This window comes from Spiroplasma endosymbiont of Eupeodes luniger (assembly GCF_964019525.1).
Lineage (GTDB): Bacteria > Bacillota_I > Bacilli_A > Mycoplasmatales > Nriv7 > Nriv7.
Map to the genome: position 1 here is coordinate 463,679 of NZ_OZ026453.1, position 24,219 is coordinate 487,897.

Annotated in this window: 33 protein-coding genes, 1 pseudogene and 1 other annotated feature; of the genes and pseudogenes, 28 read left to right on the plus strand and 6 right to left on the minus strand. The window is 25.4% G+C overall.

Annotated elements, in window-relative coordinates; translation table 4 throughout:
- The first annotated feature begins 4 nt into the window (after positions 1–4).
- The 7 genes from parE (at position 5) to AACK86_RS02725 (ending at position 6,867) form a co-directional block, all read left to right on the plus strand.
- Complete coding sequence (gene parE / locus AACK86_RS02695) at positions 5–1,924, plus strand: DNA topoisomerase IV subunit B (protein ID WP_338982476.1); 1,920 nt, start codon at positions 5–7, stop codon at positions 1,922–1,924.
- Between the two features lie 18 nt (positions 1,925–1,942).
- Complete coding sequence (parC, locus tag AACK86_RS02700; protein WP_338982477.1) at positions 1,943–4,468, plus strand: DNA topoisomerase IV subunit A; 2,526 nt, start codon at positions 1,943–1,945, stop codon at positions 4,466–4,468.
- A 17-nt stretch (positions 4,469–4,485) separates the two neighbouring features.
- The gene (locus AACK86_RS02705) at positions 4,486–5,229 is read left to right on the plus strand and encodes a hypothetical protein (RefSeq protein WP_338982479.1); all 744 of its coding nucleotides are present in this window, start codon (positions 4,486–4,488) and stop codon (positions 5,227–5,229) included.
- 131 nt (positions 5,230–5,360) lie between these two features.
- Positions 5,361–5,501, plus strand: coding sequence for a hypothetical protein (locus AACK86_RS02710; RefSeq protein WP_338982481.1), 141 nt, complete (start codon positions 5,361–5,363; stop codon positions 5,499–5,501).
- Positions 5,486–5,878 carry a transposase family protein gene (locus tag AACK86_RS02715; RefSeq protein WP_338982665.1) on the plus strand — a complete coding sequence of 131 codons (393 nt, stop codon included), beginning with the start codon at positions 5,486–5,488 and terminating at the stop codon, positions 5,876–5,878. Before AACK86_RS02710 ends, AACK86_RS02715 begins: the two co-directional genes overlap by 16 nt.
- 169 nt (positions 5,879–6,047) lie before the next feature.
- Positions 6,048–6,311 carry a hypothetical protein gene (locus AACK86_RS02720; RefSeq protein ID WP_338982483.1) on the plus strand — a complete coding sequence of 88 codons (264 nt, stop codon included), beginning with the start codon at positions 6,048–6,050 and terminating at the stop codon, positions 6,309–6,311.
- 34 nt (positions 6,312–6,345) lie between these two features.
- A complete protein-coding gene (locus tag AACK86_RS02725) occupies positions 6,346–6,867 on the plus strand; it encodes an integrase core domain-containing protein (RefSeq protein WP_338982485.1) in 522 nt (173 codons plus the stop codon).
- A 45-nt stretch (positions 6,868–6,912) separates the two neighbouring features.
- On the opposite strand, the gene AACK86_RS02730 is transcribed toward AACK86_RS02725, so the two are convergent.
- Positions 6,913–7,251, minus strand: coding sequence for a hypothetical protein (locus tag AACK86_RS02730; protein WP_338982487.1), 339 nt, complete (start codon positions 7,249–7,251; stop codon positions 6,913–6,915).
- A 327-nt stretch (positions 7,252–7,578) separates the two neighbouring features.
- Between AACK86_RS02730 and AACK86_RS02735 the strand changes: the two genes are divergently transcribed.
- From AACK86_RS02735 to AACK86_RS02790, 14 genes and pseudogenes are all read left to right on the plus strand, one after another.
- Entirely contained in the window at positions 7,579–8,547 is a 969-nt protein-coding gene (locus tag AACK86_RS02735) for a hypothetical protein (protein WP_338982489.1), read from the plus strand.
- Positions 8,525–8,803 carry a hypothetical protein gene (locus AACK86_RS02740; RefSeq protein ID WP_338982491.1) on the plus strand — a complete coding sequence of 93 codons (279 nt, stop codon included), beginning with the start codon at positions 8,525–8,527 and terminating at the stop codon, positions 8,801–8,803. Before AACK86_RS02735 ends, AACK86_RS02740 begins: the two co-directional genes overlap by 23 nt.
- A gap of 28 nt (positions 8,804–8,831) precedes the next feature.
- The gene (locus AACK86_RS02745) at positions 8,832–10,196 is read left to right on the plus strand and encodes an MFS transporter (protein ID WP_338982493.1); all 1,365 of its coding nucleotides are present in this window, start codon (positions 8,832–8,834) and stop codon (positions 10,194–10,196) included.
- Between the two features lie 177 nt (positions 10,197–10,373).
- On the plus strand, positions 10,374–10,697 hold the full coding sequence (locus AACK86_RS07270; RefSeq protein WP_338982202.1) for a transposase family protein: 324 nt from the start codon (positions 10,374–10,376) through the stop codon (positions 10,695–10,697).
- A gap of 213 nt (positions 10,698–10,910) precedes the next feature.
- On the plus strand, positions 10,911–11,201 hold the full coding sequence (locus AACK86_RS07275) for a transposase family protein (protein ID WP_422398345.1): 291 nt from the start codon (positions 10,911–10,913) through the stop codon (positions 11,199–11,201).
- A gap of 247 nt (positions 11,202–11,448) precedes the next feature.
- Positions 11,449–12,324: a GmrSD restriction endonuclease domain-containing protein gene (locus AACK86_RS02755; RefSeq protein ID WP_338982667.1), complete on the plus strand. Its 876-nt coding sequence runs from the start codon at positions 11,449–11,451 to the stop codon at positions 12,322–12,324.
- Between the two features lie 4 nt (positions 12,325–12,328).
- Positions 12,329–12,874: a hypothetical protein gene (locus AACK86_RS02760; protein ID WP_338982495.1), complete on the plus strand. Its 546-nt coding sequence runs from the start codon at positions 12,329–12,331 to the stop codon at positions 12,872–12,874.
- Between the two features lie 17 nt (positions 12,875–12,891).
- Positions 12,892–13,275: an HNH endonuclease family protein gene (locus tag AACK86_RS02765; protein ID WP_338982497.1), complete on the plus strand. Its 384-nt coding sequence runs from the start codon at positions 12,892–12,894 to the stop codon at positions 13,273–13,275.
- Between the two features lie 19 nt (positions 13,276–13,294).
- Positions 13,295–13,747, plus strand: a complete 453-nt coding sequence (locus AACK86_RS07280) for a transposase family protein (protein WP_422398290.1) — start codon at positions 13,295–13,297, stop codon at positions 13,745–13,747.
- Positions 13,732–14,124: a transposase family protein gene (locus AACK86_RS07285; protein ID WP_338982644.1), complete on the plus strand. Its 393-nt coding sequence runs from the start codon at positions 13,732–13,734 to the stop codon at positions 14,122–14,124. Before AACK86_RS07280 ends, AACK86_RS07285 begins: the two co-directional genes overlap by 16 nt.
- A 503-nt stretch (positions 14,125–14,627) precedes the next feature.
- Positions 14,628–14,700: a sequence feature (ribosomal protein L21 leader region), on the plus strand.
- 10 nt (positions 14,701–14,710) lie between these two features.
- A pseudogene (gene rplU / locus AACK86_RS02775) lies at positions 14,711–15,001 on the plus strand (50S ribosomal protein L21); the annotation flags it as partial.
- Positions 15,002–15,086: 85 nt separating this feature from the next.
- Positions 15,087–15,392: a ribosomal-processing cysteine protease Prp gene (locus AACK86_RS02780; protein WP_338982500.1), complete on the plus strand. Its 306-nt coding sequence runs from the start codon at positions 15,087–15,089 to the stop codon at positions 15,390–15,392.
- Between the two features lie 8 nt (positions 15,393–15,400).
- Positions 15,401–15,682, plus strand: a complete 282-nt coding sequence (gene rpmA, locus AACK86_RS02785; RefSeq protein ID WP_338982669.1) for a 50S ribosomal protein L27 — start codon at positions 15,401–15,403, stop codon at positions 15,680–15,682.
- A gap of 207 nt (positions 15,683–15,889) precedes the next feature.
- Positions 15,890–17,329, plus strand: a complete 1,440-nt coding sequence (locus AACK86_RS02790) for a YfcC family protein (RefSeq protein WP_338982502.1) — start codon at positions 15,890–15,892, stop codon at positions 17,327–17,329.
- Between the two features lie 381 nt (positions 17,330–17,710).
- Here the strand turns inward: AACK86_RS02790 and AACK86_RS07290 are convergent, their stop codons facing one another.
- From AACK86_RS07290 to AACK86_RS02805, 5 genes are all read right to left on the minus strand, one after another.
- Complete coding sequence (locus AACK86_RS07290; RefSeq protein ID WP_422398306.1) at positions 17,711–18,103, minus strand: transposase family protein; 393 nt, start codon at positions 18,101–18,103, stop codon at positions 17,711–17,713.
- Positions 18,088–18,372: a helix-turn-helix domain-containing protein gene (locus AACK86_RS07295; protein WP_422398291.1), complete on the minus strand. Its 285-nt coding sequence runs from the start codon at positions 18,370–18,372 to the stop codon at positions 18,088–18,090. Before AACK86_RS07295 ends, AACK86_RS07290 begins: the two co-directional genes overlap by 16 nt.
- A gap of 14 nt (positions 18,373–18,386) precedes the next feature.
- Entirely contained in the window at positions 18,387–18,539 is a 153-nt protein-coding gene (locus AACK86_RS07300) for a hypothetical protein (protein ID WP_422398292.1), read from the minus strand.
- 65 nt (positions 18,540–18,604) lie between these two features.
- Positions 18,605–18,889, minus strand: a complete 285-nt coding sequence (locus AACK86_RS02800) for a hypothetical protein (protein ID WP_338982504.1) — start codon at positions 18,887–18,889, stop codon at positions 18,605–18,607.
- Between the two features lie 30 nt (positions 18,890–18,919).
- Complete coding sequence (locus tag AACK86_RS02805; RefSeq protein ID WP_338982506.1) at positions 18,920–19,390, minus strand: hypothetical protein; 471 nt, start codon at positions 19,388–19,390, stop codon at positions 18,920–18,922.
- 93 nt (positions 19,391–19,483) lie between these two features.
- Here AACK86_RS02805 and AACK86_RS07305 point away from each other — a divergent pair, with 93 nt between their 5' ends.
- The 7 genes from AACK86_RS07305 (at position 19,484) to AACK86_RS02835 (ending at position 24,108) form a co-directional block, all read left to right on the plus strand.
- Positions 19,484–19,936, plus strand: coding sequence for a transposase family protein (locus tag AACK86_RS07305; RefSeq protein WP_422398293.1), 453 nt, complete (start codon positions 19,484–19,486; stop codon positions 19,934–19,936).
- Positions 19,921–20,313, plus strand: coding sequence for a transposase (locus tag AACK86_RS07310; protein ID WP_422398346.1), 393 nt, complete (start codon positions 19,921–19,923; stop codon positions 20,311–20,313). Before AACK86_RS07305 ends, AACK86_RS07310 begins: the two co-directional genes overlap by 16 nt.
- A 686-nt stretch (positions 20,314–20,999) precedes the next feature.
- The gene (truB, locus tag AACK86_RS02815; protein WP_338982510.1) at positions 21,000–21,860 is read left to right on the plus strand and encodes a tRNA pseudouridine(55) synthase TruB; all 861 of its coding nucleotides are present in this window, start codon (positions 21,000–21,002) and stop codon (positions 21,858–21,860) included.
- Positions 21,847–22,749 carry a riboflavin biosynthesis protein RibF gene (gene ribF, locus AACK86_RS02820; RefSeq protein WP_338982512.1) on the plus strand — a complete coding sequence of 301 codons (903 nt, stop codon included), beginning with the start codon at positions 21,847–21,849 and terminating at the stop codon, positions 22,747–22,749. The genes truB and ribF overlap by 14 nt, the downstream gene beginning before the upstream one ends.
- Positions 22,750–22,844: 95 nt before the next feature.
- A complete protein-coding gene (gene rpsO / locus AACK86_RS02825) occupies positions 22,845–23,114 on the plus strand; it encodes a 30S ribosomal protein S15 (protein ID WP_338982514.1) in 270 nt (89 codons plus the stop codon).
- Positions 23,115–23,251: 137 nt separating this feature from the next.
- A complete protein-coding gene (locus AACK86_RS02830; RefSeq protein ID WP_338982516.1) occupies positions 23,252–23,548 on the plus strand; it encodes a chromate transporter in 297 nt (98 codons plus the stop codon).
- Positions 23,549–23,613: 65 nt separating this feature from the next.
- Positions 23,614–24,108 carry a transposase family protein gene (locus AACK86_RS02835; RefSeq protein WP_338982518.1) on the plus strand — a complete coding sequence of 165 codons (495 nt, stop codon included), beginning with the start codon at positions 23,614–23,616 and terminating at the stop codon, positions 24,106–24,108.
- Positions 24,109–24,219 lie beyond the last annotated feature (111 nt).

The following is a 24,219-nucleotide window of genomic DNA, read 5'->3' on the forward strand; positions in this document are numbered from 1 at the left end:
TTAAATGCTAAATAGCTATGATGAATCTTCAATTCAAGTTCTTGAGGGATTAGAGGGTGTTCGTAAACGACCGTCGATGTACATTGGTTCAAAAGATAGGAAAGGATGGCATCATCTCGTATGAGAGATTTTTGATAATTCGATTGATGAAGCATTATCTGGATATTGCAATGAAATTAAGATTACTATTAAAAAAGATGATTCAATTATTGTTGCAGACAATGGTCGGGGGATTCCTACGGGAATGCATAAAAAAGGAAAATCAACACCAGAAGTTATTTTTACAATGTTACATTCTGGTGGTAAATTTGATGATAATAGTTATAAAACATCAGGTGGTTTACACGGTGTGGGGGCATCGGTTGTTAATGCGCTAAGTGAATTTTGTTATGTAACAATTTATCGTGATAAAAAAATTTACGAAATTGGTTTTAAAAATGGAGGTCATTTAGCACGACATTTAAAATTAATTGGTAAAACAGTAAAAACTGGTACTGTAGTTCATTTTCGCCCTGATAGTACGATATTTAATAATTTTAAGTTTTCATATTCAATGATTTGTGAGCGAGCTCGCGAGTCAGCATTATTAATTAGTGGTTTAAAAATTATTGTTGTTGATGAACATAGTAAAAAAGAAGAACAATTTTGTTTTAATAATGGCTTAGAAGAATTTGTTAAATATTTAATCGCTGATGAAAAAATTATTAGTCCAATTATGCTTTTAAAAGGTGAAATGGATAATGTTCAATTAGAAGTTGGGATGCAATATAGTAATGCTTATAGTGAAAATATTATTAGTTTTGCTAATAATGTTAAAACTGTTGATGGGGGAACCCATGTTGTTGGTTTTCGTACTGCCATAACGAAAGTTATTAATGATTATGCTAGAACAGAAAATCTTTTAAAAGAAAAAGAAAAAAACTTTGAAGGTAGTGATGTTCGTGAAGGATTAACAGCAGTTATTTCGGTACGGATTCCTGAAAATATGATTCAATATGAAGGACAAACTAAAAGTAAATTAGGAACTAATGAAATTAAAAATATTGTTGATAATATTGTCACTAAACAATTTTCTTTTTGATTACAAGAAAATAAGACTATTGCTTATGAAATTTTAACAAAGATTATTAAAACTAGAGAAGTAAGAGAAGCTACAAGAAAAGCTCGCGAACAAGCAAGAGGACAAAGACAATCAAAAGGTTTAAAAGACCGAATGTTAATTGGCAAGTTAGCACCAGCGCAAAACCGGAATCCTAATAAAAATGAATTATTTCTTGTTGAAGGTGATTCGGCTGGTGGCACTGCTAAAATGGGGCGAGCGCGAAGTTTTCAAGCCATTTTATCTTTAAAAGGGAAGATAATTAATGCTGAAAAATCTAATTTAGCAACATTATTAAAAAATCCTGAAATTAATATGATTACTAATGCTATTGGTGGTGGCATTGGTGAGCATTTTGATTTAGATGATGTTAATTATGATAAAATTATTATTATGACCGATGCTGATGTTGATGGTGCTCATATTCAAATTTTATTATTAACTTTTTTTTATCGTTATATGAACCCTTTAATGGCTGCACAAAAGATTTATTTAGCATTACCACCGTTATATAAAATTAGTAACAAAAAATCTAATGAAATTAGTTATGCTTGAAATCAAAAAGATTTATATAAGCAATTAGAAAAACATACTAAAAGTGAAATTCAACGCTATAAAGGACTTGGAGAAATGAATGCCGATCAATTATGAACAACAACAATGAATCCAGAAACTAGACAACTAGTGCAAGTTACTATTGGTGATCGCCATAAAGCTGAAAAAAAGATTATTACTTTAATGGGTGATGATAGTGATAAACGCAAAAAATGAATTGAAGCTAACATTAATTTTACATTAGAAGATAATTTAATTATTGCTTCATAAGATGAAAGGAGGAATGAAATGAAAAGTAACAGAAATAGTGTGGTTCACGAATTAGATGAAATTGTTGCTGAACGGTTTGGTTTATATGCGAAATATATTATTCAAGAGCGAGCGTTGCCTGATGTTCGTGATGGCTTAAAACCAGTGCAAAGAAGAATTTTATATGCAATGAATAATTTAGGGTTATTTTTTGATCGGCCTCACAAAAAATCAGTTCGGGTTGTTGGTGAAGTAATTGGTAAATATCATCCGCATGGTGATGTTCCCATTTATGAAGCAATGGTGCGAATGGCGCAACCTTGAAAGTTAAGAGTACCACTAATTGATGGTCATGGTAATTTTGGTTCCATTGATGGTGATTCAGCAGCGGCAATGCGGTATACCGAAACGCGTTTAAATGCAATTTCTAAGTATTTATTACAAGACTTAGATAAAAAAACTGTTGGTTGAACCCCTAACTTTGATGATTCAGAAACTGAACCGACAGTATTACCAGCATACTTTCCTAATTTGCTTTTAAATGGTTGTATGGGTATTGCTGCTGGTTATGCAACCAATATTCCGCCTCACAACTTATCGGAATTAATTGTTGCCTTAGTTTATCGTCTTAATAATCCTGAATGTTCATTAAAAGAAATTATGAAAATTATTAAAGGGCCTGATTTACCTACGGGTGGTATTATTCAAGGACGGGATGGAATATTAAATGCTTATAAAACTGGTCGTGGTAAGATTATTATTCGTAGTAAAATGGAATTACAAGGGACACCGCGTCATCGAAAATGAGTTATTAAGGAATTGCCTTATGAAGTTGTTAAAAGTGATTTAGTAACGCGAATTGCGGATATTAAAGAAGAACAAAAACTTAGTGGTATTAAGGATATTATTGATTTAAGTGATATGTCAGGAGTTCATATTGAAATTAATTTACAACAGGATGCTGATGCTGAGACAATTCGGAAATATTTATTAAAACATAGTAATTTACAAGTATCTTACAATCTTAATATGGTCGTTCTTGAAGATAACAAACCAATTTGTTCGGGGATATTAAACTTATTAGATGCTTATTTAAAGCATCAATTTGATATTGTTCAAAAAAGAACTAAATACGATTTAGAAAAAGCGATTATTCGTTTAGAAATTGTTAGTGGCTTAATTAAAGTTACAACAATTTTAGATAAGGTTATTGCTACGATTCGTAAATCAACTGATAAGGCTAATGCTAAGAAAAATTTAATTAAAACTTATCATTTTACGGAATTACAATCAGAAGCTATTGTTTCGTTACGATTGTATCGGTTAACATCAACTGATGTTAATGCTTTAAAAGAAGAGGAAAAATCTTTACAAAAAGAAATTAGAACTTGACAAGAAATTATTAAGAAAAAAGAAAAACAAAAAGCTTTGATTATTCAACAATTGCAAACTATTTCGCAAGAATTTAATTCGCCACGAAAAACAGTTATTGAGAATATGGTGGAAGAAATTATTATTGAAAAAACAGAAATAATTAATGAAGAAAATATTTTTGTTACGATATCGCGTGATGGTTATATTAAAGTTATTAATGAAAAAGTAGTTGCTAAACAAGATATGAAAGATTATGGACGAAAACCTTTAGATATTAATGTTGCTTCATTATCAACTACTTCATTAAGTACTTTGTTACTGTTTACTAGTCAAGGTAATTATTGTATTGTTCCTTTACATAAAGTCAAAGAAAGTCGTTGAAAGGATATCGGACACCATATTAATAACTTTTCAACAATGACGGGTGACGAAAGAGTTATTGGCGTGATATTAATTAATGATTTTGATATTCAAGACCAATTTGTTATTTTAGCAACTAATTTAGGATTTATTAAAAGAACTGTTATTAGTCATTTTACAGCAACAAGAATATCTAAGGCTTTAAAAGCAATTAATTTGCAACCCAATGATGAGGTTGTTGGTTTTAATTTAAGTAATGGTAAAAAACAAGTTATTTTAACAACTAAAAAAGGTTTTGTTGTTAGATATGATGAAAATGATATTGCGATTATTAGTCCCAAAGCTAAAGGTGTTAAAGCGATTAATTTAAAAGATGATGATAAAGTTGTGTCATTAAATGTTGTTAATTATGAGCATGATAGTTATGTTTCTTTTACTACAGCAGGGGTTAAAAAAATTAAAATTAATAATATTCCTTTACTACATCGTCCAGCCAAAGGGGTTCATTCTTTTAAAATAACTAAAACTATTATTCCCTATGTAATTACATCATTTGTAATTCCTAATAATAGTAAAGTTCATATTTTAACTAAAAATAATAAGATTGAAAATTTTGCAATTAATAAAGTTCATTATGGTCGTTTATTAGAAAGTGTTAGTGATTTTTTAGGGGATGTTAATGTGGAATGAATTCAAGATGACCGTTATTATGATTTAAGAAAGCATAATTTGCAATCAGCATCATTAATTTCCTCTTTAAAAAAGGATAAAAAAATATCTAATGCTAATGATCAAATATCATTATCAATTGACGATATTTTAAATGATTAATAAATGAAAGGAAACTTATGATTCAAAAAAGTTTTTTAGAAAAAATAAAACTATATGAATGATTAGTAGAAAAGCCACACAGTTCTGATGATTTAAATAAAAAAGGTATTTATGCTTTATATATTCCGTTGCCAACAGTTAAACTTGATAAACTAATTCCCGTTTATATTGGTCAATCAAAAAATAAAAATGGGATTGGTGAGAGATGTAAGCAACATAAAATTCAGTTAAGCAAATTATTAAAAATGTGACCTCTTGATTATGAAGACCATATTGAGTCTGGAAAACAAGATGGTAAACATTTTTATAGTAAACTCCATGATTTTATTAGAAATATTAATGGTAGTATTAATGATATTAAAATTAAATTATTAGAAGAATTTTTTCAACATCCTAATTATAATGTCAAAAAATGTCAGTGTTTAGATGAAAAAGAGCAATGATGAATTAGTGAATTTAAAGCTGAATATTTTGGTTTTAATCAATTAGCTTTTGTTATTAGTTGACATAAATTAGTAAATTCTTTAAGAAATAATTATTATGATAAATTAGTTAGCAAAAAATTTATTAATGACACGAAAGTGTTAGGGCAAAAAGTTATCGCTAATCATAATGACGAGTACTTACAATATGGTTATTATGATTTTAATTTTACTAATTTTAAAAATTTTTATGTTTATTTTGAACGCTATATTCAAAATGACAATTGAAAATGAATAATGACATTTGAACAGTTGAATGAGGTAATTAAACAGGAATAAAAAATCGGCCATAGGAAAAAAGGAAACCATAAATGAAGTTAATTAAAGCAAGAAAGAATATAATAGACTTCTTGCGATACCTTTTTTATTAAAATATTCTTATAAAATATAATTTATGAGGATATCAAAATATGAACAATAATAATTTTAATACTCTTAATGATAAAACTATTATTATTGATGCTACCGAAACTCCAATCCAACGCCCAAAAAAAGACAAAAACAATCTTATTCTGGTAAAAAGAAAAAACACACCATTAAAACACAAGTAATTATCGAACAAGAAACCAGAAAAATTATTGCAACAAGTTTTTCACTTGGGGAAAAACATGATTATGCTTTATTTAAAGAATCAAAAATCCCAATTTTAAAAAATACCAAATTAATAGTTGATAGTGGTTATCAAGGAATAAAAAAAATTCACAATAATGTTCTAATACCTACAAAGAAAACAAAGAAAAACCATTTAAATAAAGCACAAAAACAACATAATAGACTAGTTTCAAAAATGAGAATTATTATTGAAAATATTTTTGCTATTCTTAAAAAATTTAAAATTATGACAGAAAAATATCGTAATCGTAGAAAAAGATTTGGTTTAAGATTTAATTTAATTGCCTCAATTTATAATTTGCAATTATTAATTTAACATAAAAGATTTATTTAAAATTAAAGAATTTAAATAATAAATTCATTTTTTGTTGTGGCAAAATATTAATTTTTTAGATAAAAGACATAATTAATTAAAATTATATTTTTCTATTACTGTCTTTTTACAAATATTTGTAATTTTTTTAATAGGTTATGCAAGAAGTCTATTGTTTAAAACTACAAAACCGCAAAATCTTAATTATCAATATAGTTTAAATTCTCGCAAAAAAGTATGCAATTTATATTTTGATTACAAAAATCTTCAAGTCGGCGGAATGTGGTCTTTATTTAAAAATTTAAAAATCGGTTTTCACGATATTAAAAATTCAGAAGTTCCGAAAAATATCAAAACTTTTTATCGTTGAATTAAATCCGAATCTCGTTGAAAAGATTTAAAACAGCAAATCAAAAAAAACAAAACGCCATTTTAAGCGTTATGAAGTCTCCGAGATTGGTCTTTTACAAATGGATTCTAAAATTATTACCCCATCAAATTTTCTGGTTAATAAAAAAAATTATATTTATGATTTTATTGACGAAATGACACGCATAGTATTTGGTTATGTTTATGATAGTTTAGGAACTAACAATGCCCTTAATGCCGTGCAAAGAGCAATGAAAGATTTCGGCGAGCTTGGTATAACAATTAAACAACTTCGTACTGACAACGCTCCTGAATTTACTACTACTAATTGAAGTAATAAAAAATCGTACAAAGTAAAAGAAAGGCCTTTTACAACCTTTCTTTCGAGGAACGGAATTGTCCATGAAAGCACACCAATCCGTTCTCTTCAGAGTAACGGAAAAATTGAACGATTCCGCCAACACTATACCAAATTATTTTATGCTAAGAATAAAAAATTAAATCAGAATGAACTTCAAAATTATTTAAACAAATATTATTACTTTTATAACTTTGAGCGTCGTCATTCATCATTAAACACTAAAACCCCATTTCAAACATTACAAAAAGCTTTAACAAAATAATTTTTATAATTTTGAATAATTATTTTTTATAAAGTATTTAACTATCTATATTGTTGGTTTGTCTATCTTTTCAGTTTCAACTTTATTTACATTTTCATTAGAATCAGTAATACTATGTTTTGCTTCAATCTCACCTGTGGTTTTAATTACAAAAATGTTCACTTCTCCCCCTAATTTACCACCTAATGAAGTGCTTTGAGTATGACTAATAGTATTGAGTGTGGTTGTTTTTTCACTATTCGGTGTTCTTTTATTTCTTAATAAATTATTTGTTTGTAAATGATTAATTTCATTTTTTGCTGTAGCTGGTGCATTTCCAACAAGTCCTGCCATTCCGCTTCCTGCTATTGTTATTGTTCCTAAGATTCCCAGTAATTTTTTCATATTAATTAATTTCCTTTTCGTGAATTTTTACTAATTAATAAAAATTTATTCAACAATCAAGAGTCTTTCTCCAAAAAAATTAATCTGCAATCTTTTTACCTTGGAATTTAATTGTAAACTATTTTTAACAATTTTCTTAGAATTTGTCGTTATTTATAAAAATTTTAAATAAAAAATAAATTCACCCTTTTTAAAAAAATTCTTGTGTTTATCATAAGTCTGTGGTGTAATAAATTGATAATTCTAATATTTTATTGGTGTGAATAATAAAATATGCTATTATTTATATAGTTTAAGAAAATATTAATATTTTTTATAGGGGGAATGATGGTGAATCGCAAAGTTAAAAAGTTATCACCAAAAATTCAGTTATCACAAGAGCGCTTATCTAAGTTTTTAGGTAAACAATATGTATTGTTAACAATTTTTTGAATGATTTTTACAGCGATGTTAATTTATGTACTAATTTTATTTATTCAAGAAAGAGGGATGGTAAATAATACACCAGAAATTAGTAAACTTTTAAATCAACTTAAAGAAGCAACTCTTACAAATGTTGAGAAACAAGAAATTTATAAGCAATTAATTAAGTTAACTATTTATCCAATTATTTATTTTTCATTAATGAAATTTGATTTTTTTGGGACAAAAACTGATGTTGTTGATTGAGAAGCGGCTTGAAATGACCGAATCAAAAATATTAATCTTGCTTATTCCTATGTTTTTATTAGTGCGGCGATTGCTCTTATTGCTTTATTTTTTTATATATTAATTAATATTAAAAATCTTTGTAGAAGACTTTTTGAAAAAAAATATCAATTATCAACGGTATATCCCAATAACTACTTTATTTTTAATACTAAAATTTATTTAGATTTTATTACTAGTTTAACAATTGTTTTTTGCTTTTTTAACTTTATTACGACAATAATTGCTATTATTTATGGTATTTTTAATGTTGTGATTTCTACTTTAAATCGCTGAATTTTTAAGGTTGATAGTCCTCCTTTTTTACCACGAAAATGATGGCGCGGTGGTAATTTTGGTTTTTTTGTAATGGTATTAGTTATTCAAAACTCATATACGATTGCTAAATCATATTTTGCAACTCAATTTGATGTTGATATTGATATTATTGTTTCAATAATCATTCCTATTGGAACCATAACTGTGATTGTGGCAATATTTATTCGTAATATGATGGCTGCTAAAGTTACAGCTGTTAAAACAGCTGTTAAAACGATTATGTTAAGAGTAATGGCATTTAAAATTTATGTTCATTCACAAAGATGATAAAGTTTTTAGTGATTATAGTTTTATGCGTGATATGCCAATAATAATTAAAGAAAGATTTTTGAGCAAGAAAATTAATAATAAACAGGGATTAGAATTATTAGGTATTATTGATGAAACTGTTGAATTTTTTCGTCTTAACATTAAAAAGCCTGATGAGTTAAATTATATGCTATTTCATCTTTTTAATGATGTTCATGAAATCGCAGAAATTGAGGAGATGAGACATAATTTTCTAAAAGTAAAATCTAAGAAATAAAAAATAATGAAAATGGAAAGAGATAATAATGAAAAATATATTTAAACCACCGGCTGCTAAAGAGCCGTTTAGTAGTGATTTAAAAACTGTTAATAAAAAGTTTAATTTTTTAAGAAATCAAGTATTTATTGTATCAATTTTAGGTTATATGATGTATTACTTTACTCGAAAATCAGTTGATATAACTGGTAGCCATTTAATGGAAACTGGAGGGTTAAGTACATATAATTATGCATTAATGGGAATGTTTTTTTCAATTACTTATGGATGTAGTAAGTTTATTATTGGTGGTTTTGCTGATCGTAGTTCAGGAAGAATTGTGATGACGATCGGATTACTAGTTTCAGCCATCTTAAATATTGCTTTAGGTGGTGTTATTCAAATTGGTAATGGTCAAATTACGATTGCTCCATTAGTGGTAATGATTATTATTTTAACAGCATTAGGAATATTTCAAGGTATGGGTTGGCCAGCTACTGCGAGAATGATGGCACATTGATTTACTGATAAAGAACGATCACCACGACTTGCGATTTGAAATTCCGGACAAGGATTAGGAGCCGCTTTTGCTCCACTAATTATTATTCCTTTAATTGAATTAATTGACCCGGGTGGGACAATTTATGGGTTATATTACTGAGTGCCTAGTATTATTGCTTTAATTTTTTTACCTTTGGTTTTTTGAGGTTTGCGAGACCGACCTGAAGCCGAAGGATTACCAACTGTTGAAAAATGAAAAGGAATAACTGAAAATGCTAAAGAAAAAACAGAATTGAAAATCAAAGAAATTTTTGTTAAATATATTTTAAAAAATAAATATGTTTGAATTTTAGCATTTGCAAATATTTGAGTTTATGTTTTACGACAAGGAATGTCTTCGTGAGCAATAAAAATTGCCGATGAAATGCATGGTATTAAGTTAAAAGATAGTAAGTGATTGTGGTCATTTTTTGAATGATCAGGAATTGCCGGTGGAATATTTGCAGCCTATGGTGCTAGATATTTATTTCAAAATCGGAAAGCACCATTAATGATTTTTGGATTAATTATTGGTATTGGTGGTCTAGTTATCTTTCAAAATGCTCCTAGAGGTAATATCTCCGTATTAATTACGGCAATAATTGTTGCTGGTTTTGGTGTCTATATGCCACAGGCAATGATTGGAGCAACGGCAATTGAATTAACGAATAAAAAAGCCGCGGCCACAGCTTCAGGACTTACAGGATTATTTGGATATTTTGGAGATGCTGTGATGTCAAAACCAGTTGTTGCGGGAATTGCTGGTAATGGTAATTGAGACAATGTCTTTTATTATTTCTATGCTTGTGCGATTATTGCGATTATTGCTCTTGCGTTCTTATGAACTAAAAATCAAGATAACAAAGTTATTTAATAAATTTTTGTGTAATAAAATTGTATAAACGAGGGATATAAATGATTAGAAAAGCAAAGAAAAATCAGAGTTTAGAAAATTTACAGCAAATTGCAACATTAATTTATAATAGACTTCTTGCGATACCTTTTTTATTAAAATATTCTTATAAAATATAATTTATGAGGATATCAAAATATGAACAATAATAAATTTAATACTCTTAATGATAAAGAATGGTTAAGATTAACAGGAATAAAAAAATCCACTTTTAATAAAATGTTAGATATTTTACAAGTAGCTGAAATAGAAAAATTTAAAAAAGGTGGTAAAACTAATAAATTATCACTAGAAAATAGATTATTGATGACTTTATCATATTGACGAGAATATCAGACTTATTTTCATCTTGGTAAAAATTTCGGAATTAGTGAAGCTAATTGTTATCGCAATATCAAGTGAATTGAAGATATTTTAATTAAAAACTCTGATTTTCAACAACTTGCTGGTAAAAAGCACTAATAAATGATTATTTTAATGATAAAACTATTATTATTGATGCTACCGAAACTCCAATCCAACGCCCAAAAAAAGACAAAAACAATCTTATTCTGGTAAAAAGAAAAAACACACCATTAAAACACAAGTAATTATCGAACAAGAAACCAGAAAAATTATTGCAACAAGTTTTTCACTTGGAAAAAACATGATTATGCTTTATTTAAAGAATCAAAAATCCCAATTTTAAAAAATACCAAATTAATAGTTGATAGTGGTTATCAAGGAATACAAAAAATTCACAATAATGTTCTAATACCTACAAAGAAAACAAAGAAAAACCATTTAAATAAAGCACAAAAACAACATAATAGACTAGTTTCAAAAATGAGAATTATTATTGAAAATATTTTTGCTATTCTTAAAAAATTTAAAATTATGACAGAAAAATATCGTAATCGTAGAAAAAGATTTGGTTTAAGATTTAATTTAATTGCCTCAATTTATAATTTGCAATTATTAATTTAACATAAAAGATTTATTTAAAATTAAAGAATTTAAATAATAAATTCATTTTTTGTTGTGGCAAAATATTAATTTTTTAGATAAAAGACATAATTAATTAAAATTATATTTTTCTATTACTGTCTTTTTACAAATATTTGTAATTTTTTTAATAGGTTATGCAAGAAGTCTATTAAAAGATTCAGATGGAGTAGAATATAGTTTTTATATACCTATATATCAGAGAAAATTTGCTTGAGGTGAACAACAAATTAAGGATTTTTTAGAAGAAATTACAGAATTATTTGACAAAGGCTTTATTGCTAAAGAAGAAAATGATTTACCTAAAAAGATAGAATATTCTGAAGATATATTTTTTGGAACAATTTATTTAACTAATACGAGAATAAATGGGGAATTTCAGTTTAAAGAAGTAATAGATGGGCAACAAAGAATTACAACTTGATATTTATTTTTATTAGCATCATTTAGTTTGTTAGATGAGTATAAAGAAATTTATATCAAAGAAAACAATGTTAGTAGGTTTAAGAAACAGTTTAAAGAATTTTATTTTTATATTAGGAAATTATTATTTTATAATTCAGACAAACCGAATTTTGAAGTTAAATATGAGCATTTAAAATATGTAACTCATCAAAAGGATGATAAAGATGTTTGAGAACTTTTATTTAAAGAATTAATTCCTAAAAAAAATGATAATTCTTTTAATTTGAAAGATAAAGACTTAAAGAAAGCACGTAAAACAAAAGTTTATAAAGCTTATAATCAAATTAAAGAATTTTTATCGAAGTTAATTGAAAAGTTGGATAATGAAGAAGTTGTATCTAAGCATGAGCATTTTTTAAGACCTAAATGAGAAAATGATTATGGAGAAAAGTATCATAAAACATTTGTAGTTATGGTTTGATTATTTTATAAAATAGTTCCTAATTTTAAGTTTGCTATTTTTGAATTAGCTAATGAGGATAAAGCACCAAAAATTTTTGAAACAATAAAGGCTAAAGGATTGCAATTATCAGCATTTGATATTATTAAAAATAATATTTATAAATATTATGCTGAACAAAAAATTGATAAATTTGAGACAGATATTGCTGACATAGAAAAAAATTGTTATGTGTTATAGAGATTTGAAAGATGTTGATATTTTTTTATTAGATTTTTTTAAAGCATGTTATTTTGATAAATTTAAAGATATAACAAAAGTTAAAAAAAGCAATTTAATATCTAATTTTCGTGAAATATTTCAACTAATTAAGCTTACAAATAAAAAAGATAGTTATCAAATTGCAGTTGAATTTGTAGATAAGGCATTAAAATATTTGGAACTATATCATGAACTTTTTAAATCAGAGAAGAAGTATCAACATTCTAATTATAAAAATGTTAATAAGATTATAGTAGGTTTAAATTTGCTAAATTACAAATCTATAAAACCTATTTTAGTAAGTATGCTTTTGGTAAATAGGGAAGGTAATTATTTTTTAGAAAATGAAATTTTTATTTTTATAGATAAGCTTTATAAATATTATTTACTAAAGTTAAAAATTGGAGGTGAGCAAGCTAATTTTATAGAAAATGATTTTAAAAAAATTATGGTTTTTACATTAAAATATAAATTAGCTTTTCTAAAACTAGATAATAACAAAAAAATGATGATGATTTTCTTTCAATAATAAAGTTGATTGAAAAAATGAATAGTTATTTTAGTGATGTTAAGAAAATTTCACAAGAGATTATTGATTATGAACGAGGTTATGAAGATAATAATATTATTAAATGATATTTATATAGTATTCTGACTTATAGTTATGAAAATGAAGATATTTCATTTCATAATATTAATTTAGAACATATTATGCCTATTAAATATAAGGAATGAGAAACAAAAGATAAATTTTGAAAAAATAAAGAACATAGTATAGAAGATTATATTTATAAATTAGGTAATTGTACATTATTACATGAAAAATTAAATAAATCTATTTCCAATAAAATATTTTCTGAAAAATGTGAAAAATTATTTAATAGACTTCTTGCGATACCTTTTTTATTAAAATATTCTTATAAAATATAATTTATGAGGATATCAAAATATGAACAATAATAAATTTAATACTCTTAATGATAAAGAATGGTTAAGATTAACAGGAATAAAAAAATCCACTTTTAATAAAATGTTAGATATTTTACAAGTAGCTGAAATAGAAAAATTTAAAAAAGGTGGTAAAACTAATAAATTATCACTAGAAAATAGATTATTGATGACTTTATCATATTGACGAGAATATCAGACTTATTTTCATCTTGGTAAAAATTTCGGAATTAGTGAAGCTAATTGTTATCGCAATATCAAATGAATTGAAGATATTTTAATTAAAAACTCTGATTTTCAACAACTTGCTGGTAAAAAAGCACTAATAAATGATTATTTTAATGATAAAAATATTATTATTGATGCTACCGAAACTCCAATCCAACGCCCAAAAAAAGACAAAAACAATCTTATTCTGGTAAAAAGAAAAAACACACCATTAAAACACAAGTAATTATCGAACAAGAAACCAGAAAAATTATTGCAACAAGTTTTTCACTTGGGAAAAAACATGATTATGCTTTATTTAAAGAATCAAAAATCTCAATTTTAAAAAATACCAAATTAATAGTTGATAGTGGTTATCAAGGAATACAAAAAATTCACAATAATGTTCTAATACCTACAAAGAAAACAAAGAAAAACCATTTAAATAAAGCACAAAAACAACATAATAGACTAGTTTCAAAAATGAGAATTATTATTGAAAATATTTTTGCTATTCTTAAAAAATTTAAAATTATGACAGAAAAATATCGTAATCGTAGAAAAAGATTTGGTTTAAGATTTAATTTAATTGCCTCAATTTATAATTTGCAATTATTAATTTAACATAAAAGATTTATTTAAAATTAAAGAATTTAAATAATAAATTCATTTTTTGTTGTGGCAAAATATTAATTTTTTAGATAAAAGACATAATTAATTAAAATTATATTTTTCTATTACTGTCTTTTTACAAATATTTGTAATTTTTTAATAGGTTATGCAAGAAGTCTAATAAAGAATTACTTAATAAAAAATCATCTTGATTATCAAAAGATGAAAGTACTTTTGGTGATTATGCTGTTAAACGCATTTGGAAAGAAAATAAAAATTGAGATAAAGATGTTATTGAAAAAAGAGATCAAATGATTAAAGATAAAATTATTGAAACAAATCTTTTTAAATTTGATATTTAAATATAATTAGAAAATTTAGGTTTTATTATTTGTCATAAGTAATAATGAAGATTAGGACATAAAAAAATTTACATATTTTGCTACCGAAAATATTTATTTTAGGTTATAATTATTAATGTTGTAAGTATTGCAAGATTAATTTGTGATAACTTTAAACGGTTTCAACCGCACGAAATAGGTTATAAGTAGTTTAATCTCACCTAAATTGGCGAGTCTAAGCTGGAGGGTATGTATATATGTCTGCTATTATTTTAACTGGTGGCAAACAACTAAGCGTTGAAAAGGAACAAGTAATTTGAATTGAAAAAATCGTTGGTAATGCTGGCGATATTGTTGAGTTTGATAAGGTTTTAATGATTGATGGTAACATTGGTCAAAGGTTCGTACCAAATGCTAAGGTTGTTGGTCAAATAATTAAACAAGGTAAAGAAAAAAAGATTGTGGTTTTTACTTATAAAGCAAAGAAAAATAGTAAAACTAAGTATGGTCATCGTCAACCATATACACAAGTGAAAATTATTGATATTTTATTAGATGGAGCAAAAAAGGTTTCTAAAGTTGTTGAAACTAAGTCAAAAACTGTGCCGACAGCAGAAATTAGTGATAGTAATAATGGTTCGGGTTCAGATTCAAAGACAGCAAAATAATTATTATCAAGTAATTGTTAGTGGTCATTCTGGTTTTAAAGCAAAGGGTCAAGATATTGTTTGTAGTGCGATTAGTGCTGTTGTTTTTGGAACTTTAAATGCATTAGATCGGCAATGTCAGGATAGTATTAGTATTTCGGTTCAGGATGATATTATTATTAAGGTTTTCGAAACACAAGCTGTTAATCAAATTGTGTTGAATACAATGGTTTATCAGTTGCAAACTATTGCTGAGCAATATCCACAAAATATAGAAATTAAGGAGATATAATTATTATGATGAGATTTAAGTTAGATATTCAATTCTTTGCCTCTAAAAAAGGTGTTGGTTCTAGTCGTAATGGTCGTGAATCACATTCTAAACGATTAGGTGCTAAGTTAAGTGATGGACAATTAGCGAAGACGGGGGCGATTATTTATCGTCAACGGGGAACTAAGATTCATCCTGGAAATAGTGTTGGTCGTGGTGGTGATGATACTTTGTTTGCTTTAGTTGAGGGTGTTGTTAAATATGAGCGCTATGGTAAAAAGAGAACGAAAGTTTCAGTTTATAAAAAATAGTCTTTTTCTTTGTTAAATTAAATATTATGAGAAGCAACAAGTTAATTCTTGTTGTTTTTTGTGCTAAAATATATGCAAATATGTGAAATTAGAAAGGGATACAAATTATGAAGGATAGTAAATATCAATTTAGTTTTGAAGTGAGAAAATTTTTAGAAATTAATATTATTAGATGAGCTGTGCTAGTAGTAATGGTTAATTAGCGATATGAAAAAGTGATTTAAATTTAAAATGCCAACGGCATTTACTATTTTATTTTTAATTATTGTTATTTTAGTTTTTTTATCTTGAATTCCGGCGGTTGCTAAAACGCCAGCAGGAATTATTGATATTTTTTGAGTTCCAATGGAAAGTTTTACTAATAAAGGTCGGGCATCAATTATTATCTTTGTATTAATTTTAGGTGCTTTTGTTAATGTGATGATGAAAACTCAAGCTTTAGATGCTTTGATTGGTAGATTAATTTCTAATTTAAAAAATAAGGAATTGTGGTTAATTCCGATTTTAATGATTTTCTTTTCCGTTTCAGGAACAACATATGGGATGGCAGAAGAAACATTAGGATTTTATGCGTTAATTTTACCAATTATTTTAGCTGCGGGATTTGATGCTTTTACGGGATTATTAATTATTTTATTAGGAGCTGGGATTGGTGTTTTAGGTTCAATTATTAATCCATTTTTAATTGGTACGGCTGTTCAGGCTGCAATTAATGGTGGAATTGTTGGTGAGTTAGCAGTAACTACTGGAATAATTTGAAGAGTTATAATTTGAATTGTAATGACAGCGGTGGCGATAGGGTTTGTAATGTTTTATGCTTATCGTGTTAAAAAAGATAAGCATAATTCAGTTGTTTTTTCAATGCATAGTGAGCATCAAAAAATTTTTAAAAAATCAATTTTGGAAGTACCATTAACAAAGCGAAGAGTTGTTTCATTGATCTTATTTGCTTTAGCATTTGTAGTAATGATTTTTTATTTAATTGCTTGAAATGAATTTGGCATTAGTATTTTTAAAGAATTTGGAAAAAAAATTAATACTGAAGTGCCATATATAACCAAATTTATTCCGGGAGTTGGTGTAGGCGGTTTATTAGAAGTTTCTTCGTTCTTTTTAATTGCGACAATTATTATTGGTTTTGTTAATTGAAAATCAGAACAAATGTTAGTTAATGATATTTTACAAGGAAGTTCTGCTATTTTATCTGTTTGTTTAGTAATTGCATTAGCTGGTGGAATTACAGAAATTTTACAACGCACAGGAATGCAAGAAATTCTGATTGCGGGAATTAAAAATAGTATTGTTAATTTACCACAATGAGTTATTCCTTTAATGTTATATTTTTTATTTATTCCTTTATCATTTTTAATTCCTTCTGCTAGTGGTTTTGCAACAGCAGTTTTTAGTATTATTGCTCCTGCATTAGGGGTTGGTTTAACATCAGGAGCAATTACTAGTTTTAGTTTAGCATCAGGAATTGTTAATTTAGTAACTCCAACTTCTGGTGTTGTTATGGGAGCTATTGCTCTTTCACATATTTCATATGGTTCATTATTAAAAGGACTTTGGCCTTTGTTAATAGTTATTATGGTATTATCAATAGTATTTTTAGTAATTGGTTCATTAATTGGGCAACCAACATTTTAATGCCAGAAAGTTGGCTATATTAAAACTTAAAAGAATAATTATTTAATTATTCTTTTTTTATTTTATTTAAAATTTTTTGAGTTATAATATTTAGAAAATAATTTGTAAACATTTTTCTAAATTAATATGAAAAGATATATATTAAAATATCCTTTTAATAAAGTTAAGTACCACTAATAAAGTAATTATTTTAGGAGGTGAACTAAAGATATTAGACTTCTTGCATAACCTATTAAAAAAATTACAAATATTTGTAAAAAGACAGTAATAGAAAAATATAATTTTAATTAATTATGTCTTTTATCTAAAAAATTAATATTTTGCCACAACAAAAAATGAATTTATTATTTAAATTCTTTAATTTTAAATAAATCTTTTATGTTAAATTAATAATTGCAAATTATAAATTGAGGCAATTAAATTAAATCTTAAACCAAATCTTTTTCTACGATTACGATATTTTTCTGTCATAATTTTAAATTTTTTAAGAATAGCAAAAATATTTTCAATAATAATTCTCATTTTTGAAACTAGTCTATTATGTTGTTTTTGTGCTTTATTTAAATGGTTTTTCTTTGTTTTCTTTGTAGGTATTAGAACATTATTGTGAATTTTTTGTATTCCTTGATAACCACTATCAACTATTAATTTGGTATTTTTTAAAATTGGGATTTTTGATTCTTTAAATAAAGCATAATCATGTTTTTTCCCAAGTGAAAAACTTGTTGCAATAATTTTTCTGGTTTCTTGTTCGATAATTACTTGTGTTTTAATGGTGTGTTTTTTCTTTTTACCAGAATAAGATTGTTTTTGTCTTTTTTTGGGCGTTGGATTGGAGTTTCGGTAGCATCAATAATAATAGTTTTATCATTAAAATAATCATTTATTAGTGCTTTTTTACCAGCAAGTTGTTGAAAATCAGAGTTTTTAATTAAAATATCTTCAATTCACTTGATATTGCGATAACAATTAGCTTCACTAATTCCGAAATTTTTACCAAGATTAAAATAAGTCTGATATTCTCGTCAATATGATAAAGTCATCAATAATCTATTTTCTAGTGATAATTTATTAGTTTTACCACCTTTTTAAATTTTTCTATTTCAGCTACTTGTAAAATATCTAAAATTTTATTAAAAGTGGATTTTTTTATTCCTGTTAATCTTAACCATTCTTTATCATTAAGAGTATTAAATTTATTATTTTTCATATTTTGATATCCTCATAAATTATATTTTATAAGAATATTTTAATAAAAAAGGTATCGCAAGAAGTCTATTCTAAATCTCATAATTTTGTTCAAACATCATTTCTTTTTATTTCTTCTTCAATTAAGTGAGCTTGCTTGTTATATTCTTGTCTTTCTAATTTTCTAAGTTTATTTTTTATAGCTCGTTCTTTAATTAATGCTACCGGTATAGTAACTTGATATTTATTATCTTCTTCTGCTATAATCTTATTTTCTTTCTCTAATTTTTGTTTATAAACTATTAAGTTATTTTCAAACTCTTTTTTTGATTTCATTGTATATAAAATATCTTTTTGTTGATGTATTCACATTTCGTTACTCATTTTTCTTCGCTTTAATTCCTATTCATTAATTACTAACAGTTTTTCTTTAGCTGCTAGCAAATACTTATTTTTGGAACTTTGTTCTCATTGAAACATATGATCGTAATAATTAACAATACCTAAAGAATCAAGATCTTGTTGATACGAATTAAAAATCTTTAATTCCGCATCATTTAAATTACCACATTTTAATTTTTTGATATTTAATTCATTAATTTTTTTAAATTTCTTTTCTATTTCTCGGCGTTCATTTTCTTGTTCCACCATCTTATTTTCTATTTCTATGTGAGCTGTTGCTGCATTAAAACGAAGTTGCATATCTTGTCATTTTTTTGCCACACATAAAAAATCATCCAAACAAGAATAGTTTTCTCCGACAAACAAATTATTTAAAAGCATTGGATTACTCAAATTTTCTTTAGTTAATTCTAACTTTCCTATTAAAGTTTCTTTATTAAAAATTGAATCATTAAACTTATTTAAATCCATGATATGAATTTGTTTTTTCTTATATTAGACTTCTTGCGATACCTTTTTTATTAAAATATTCTTATAAAATATAATTTATGAGGATATCAAAATATGAACAATAATAAATTTAATACTCTTAATGATAAAGAATGGTTAAGATTAACAGGAATAAAAAAATCCACTTTTAATAAAATGTTAGATATTTTACAAGTAGCTGAAATAGAAAAATTTAAAAAAGGTGGTAAAACTAATAAATTATCACTAGAAAATAGATTATTGATGACTTTATCATATTGACGAGAATATCAGACTTATTTTCATCTTAATAAAAATTTCGGAATTAGTGAAGCTAATTGTTATCGCAATATCAAGTGAATTGAAGATATTTTAATTAAAAACTCTGATTTTCAACAACTTGCTGGTAAAAAAGCACTAATAAATGATTATTTTAATGATAAAACTATTATTATTGATGCTACCGAAACTCCAATCCAACGCCCAAAAAAAGACAAAAACAATCTTATTCTGGTAAAAAGAAAAAACACACCATTAAAACACAAGTAATTATCGAACAAGAAACCAGAAAAATTATTGCAACAAGTTTTTCACTTGGGAAAAAACATGATTATGCTTTATTTAAAGAATCAAAAATCCCAATTTTAAAAAATCCCAAATTAATAGTTGATAGTGGTTATCAAGGAATACAAAAAATTCACAATAATGTTCTAATACCTACAAAGAAAACAAAGAAAAACGATTTAAATAAAGCACAAAAACAACATAATAGACTAGTTTCAAAAATGAGAATTATTATTGAAAATATTTTTGCTATTCTTAAAAAATTTAAAATTATGACAGAAAAATATCGTAATAGTAGAAAAAGATTTGGTTTAAGATTTAATTTAATTGCCTCAATTTATAATTTGCAATTATTAATTTAACATAAAAGATTTATTTAAAATTAAAGAATTTAAATAATAAATTCATTTTTTGTTGTGGCAAAATATTAATTTTTTAGATAAAAGACATAATTAATTAAAATTATATTTTTCTATTACTGTCTTTTTACAAATATTTGTAATTTTTTTAATAGGTTATGCAAGAAGTCTATTGATTTAATAGACTTTACTATCAATACTAATAGTTCTAATTATTCCGAAATAGAACTTAATAAGAAAATAGCTAATAATAAAAAGACGCAAGAAAATATACAAATTGAAGAAGAAAAAGGAATATTAGAAAATATTTTTAAACTTGAAGCAGAAACTGCCAAAGTAGCAAAGGAAATGCTAGTCCAACAAGCAAAAGCAGAGCAAGAAAGAAACCAACAAGAAAAAGAAAAACGACAGCAATGATTAACTGAATAATTACTTAAATTTAATGATGGCTTAAAATTATTTCTTGTTGCTAATAAAAAGGATGATAATTTGATTATATTGTGTTAATATTTAACTAAGTAATTCTAGTAATAGTTTTACTTAATGCTTACGCATATTGAAAGAGTTGAGAAAATATGTGTATTAAGTTTTTGGAGGAAACAATTTAATTGTTTCCTTTTTAGTTGTATTGGTAAATTTTTCAAGGTCTTTTAAGTATGATATAATATCTTTGGAGATTTTTTATTATAATGAATTCAGGAATTTTACTAATTGATAAACCTACTGGGATGACGTCGCATCAAGTAGTATCTTATCTTAAAAAAAAGTTTAAATATTATAAAGTTGGTCACGCCGGAACTTTAGACCCTCTAGCTACGGGTGTACTAATAATTTTGGTCAATCAAGCGACAAAGATTTCTTCATTATTATTGAACGAAACGAAAGAGTATTTAGTAACAATGCAATTTAATGTTTTAACTAATAGTGGTGATATTACTGGTAATGTTATTGCTAATGATAATAAGTTAATTACAAAAGAACAATTTCTTAATTGTTTAAATTTTTTTCCGTTATCATACAATCAAATACCCCCTAAATATTCGGCGATTAAGTTTCAAGGGAAAAAACTTTATGAATATGCTCGCAAGGAACAAGAAGTATTATTAGCAAAACGACTTGTTAAGTTAGATTATTTAGAGTTAGTAAGTTTTGATTTTCCTTATGTTTCTTTAAAAGTTAAATGTTGAAAAGGAACATATATTCGTAGTTTAGTAGTAGATATTGCTAAAACTTTAAATACGATAGCAACAGTAAAAAAATTGCAAAGAGTAGCTAGTGGCGCATATAAGATTAGTAATTGTTGCGAACTTGATAAAATTCAAGAACGAAATATGATTTCACTATCAAATGTATTACAAGACTATATGCCAATTATTAATGTTAAGGAAACAAAAGATATTAAAAATGGTAAGGTTATTCAATTAAAAGATGTTGAAAATGATACTGTATTGTTAACTGATAATAATCAAATTCCATTAGCAATATATGTTAAGGGACTAGATAATAAATATTATTGTAAAAAAGGATTATGAAATGATGAAAATAATTAATACTATTGATGAAAAACAGCAATTTTCAAATAAACAAGTAGCGTGTTTAGGATTTTTTGATGGGCTTCATATTGGACATCAGTTATTAACTCAAACAGTATTAAAGGAAGCTAAAGAAAATAATTATCAATCACTATTTTTTACTTTTTCAATAGCACCAAAGAAAATAATTTTACAACAACAATATGATGATTTGCTTGATATGGAAGATAAGCAAAAATTAGTTTCATTAATGGGATTTGATAATTTTGTTATTTTTCCATTTAATGATAATACAAGAAAATGATCAGTTGAACAGTTTATTTTTTATCTTAAACAATTGAATATTGATATTATCGTTGTTGGTGATGATTTTCGTTTTGCAAATTTTGGTCTGGGAAATATTAGTCATTTGCAGAAAAATTTTTCTAAAGTAATTGTTGTTAATAAAGTTTTAATTAATAATGATATTCGGGTATCAACAACATATATTTTTCATTTACTACAAAAAAAACAAATTGTTAGTGCTAATAAGTTATTATTGCAACCTTATAATATTAAAGCTATTGTTGTTAAAGGTAATAAATTAGGTAATAAAATTCAATTTCCAACAGCAAATATTCATTTAAATGATAATTTTTCAATATTAAATGAGGGTGTTTATATTACTAATGTTAGTTTAGATAATAAAAACTATCAAGCAATTTCTTGTATTATTAGAATTGATAATGTTTTAAAATGTGAATCATATATTCTTAATTTCAATAATAATATTTATGGTGTAAAAATTAAAATTTCCTTTTTAAAGTATTTACGAGATAATGTTGCTGTTAAAAGTTTAGAACATTTAAAACAGTTAATTAGTGAAGATTACAGCAAAACACTTGAATATTTTCGTAAAATAGGTTAATATTTATGCGAATACGACTATTACAAGTTTTTAAAATACCTTCTGTTTTATTAATTTGTTTTAGTTAAGTTTATAATTATTGGAGGATTTATTAAATGGCAATTACAGCTGAGGATAAAAAACAAATTATTGCTAAATTTGGTAGAAAAGAAAAAGATACGGGTTCAGCAGAAGTACAAATAGCAATTTTAACAGAGGCTATTACTAATTTAACTGCACATTTAAAAATACATCGTAAAGATGTTGTTACTGAACGAAGTTTAGTAAGAAAAGTATCACAAAGACGAAATATGTTAGATTACTTAAAAACTCATGATATTAATCGTTATCGTAAAGTAATTGAACAATTAAAACTAAGAAAATAATAAATTATTATTGAAATTATTAAGAAAGAGAATTAGATGCTGATTCTTTTTCTTTTTATAAGATATTAAAGGTTGATATGATGAAAAAAACAAAATACTCAAAATGGCAATTATATTGACAATTGTTTTATGTTTTTTTGAAAATATCTTTTTTTGGTTTTGGTGGCGGTAATGCCGTAATGCCTTTAATTAAAAATGAAGTTGTAGTTAAGAAGCGATGAATAACTGAGGATGAATTTAATCATTTATTAATTTTAGCAAATACTATTCCTGGACCAAGCATTTTTCAAGTATCAGCTTCTGTTGATTATAAAATAGCTGGTATTATCGGAGCACTATTAGCATCGTTTGTTGCATATTTGCCTAATATGATTGCTTTTATTTTTCTTGCAACTTTACTATTTAAATATATTGATATTAAATATTTATATTAGACTTCTTGCGATACCTTTTTTATTAAAATATTCTTATAAAATATAATTTATGAGGATATCAAAATATGAACAATAATAAATTTAATACTCTTAATGATAAAGAATGGTTAAGAATAACAGGAATAAAAAAATCCACTTTTAATAAAATGTTAGATATTTTACAAGTAGCTGAAATAGAAAAATTTAAAAAAGGTGGTAAAACTAATAAATTATCACTAGAAAATAGATTATTGATGACTTTATCATATTGACGAGAATATCAGACTTATTTTCATCTTGGTAAAAATTTCGGAATTAGTGAAGCTAATTGTTATCGCAATATCAAGTGAATTGAAGATATTTTAATTAAAAACTCTGATTTTCAACAACTTGCTGGTAAAAAAGCACTAATAAATGATTATTTTAATGATAAAACTATTATTATTGATGCTACCGAAACTCCAATCCAACGCCCAAAAAAAGACAAAAACAATCTTATTCTGGTAAAAAGAAAAAACACACCATTAGACTTCTTGCATAACCTATTAAAAAAATTACAAATATTTGTAAAAAGACAGTAATAGAAAAATATAATTTTAATTAATTATGTCTTTTATCTAAAAAATTAATATTTTGCCACAACAAAAAATGAATTTATTATTTAAATTCTTTAATTTTAAATAAATCTTTTA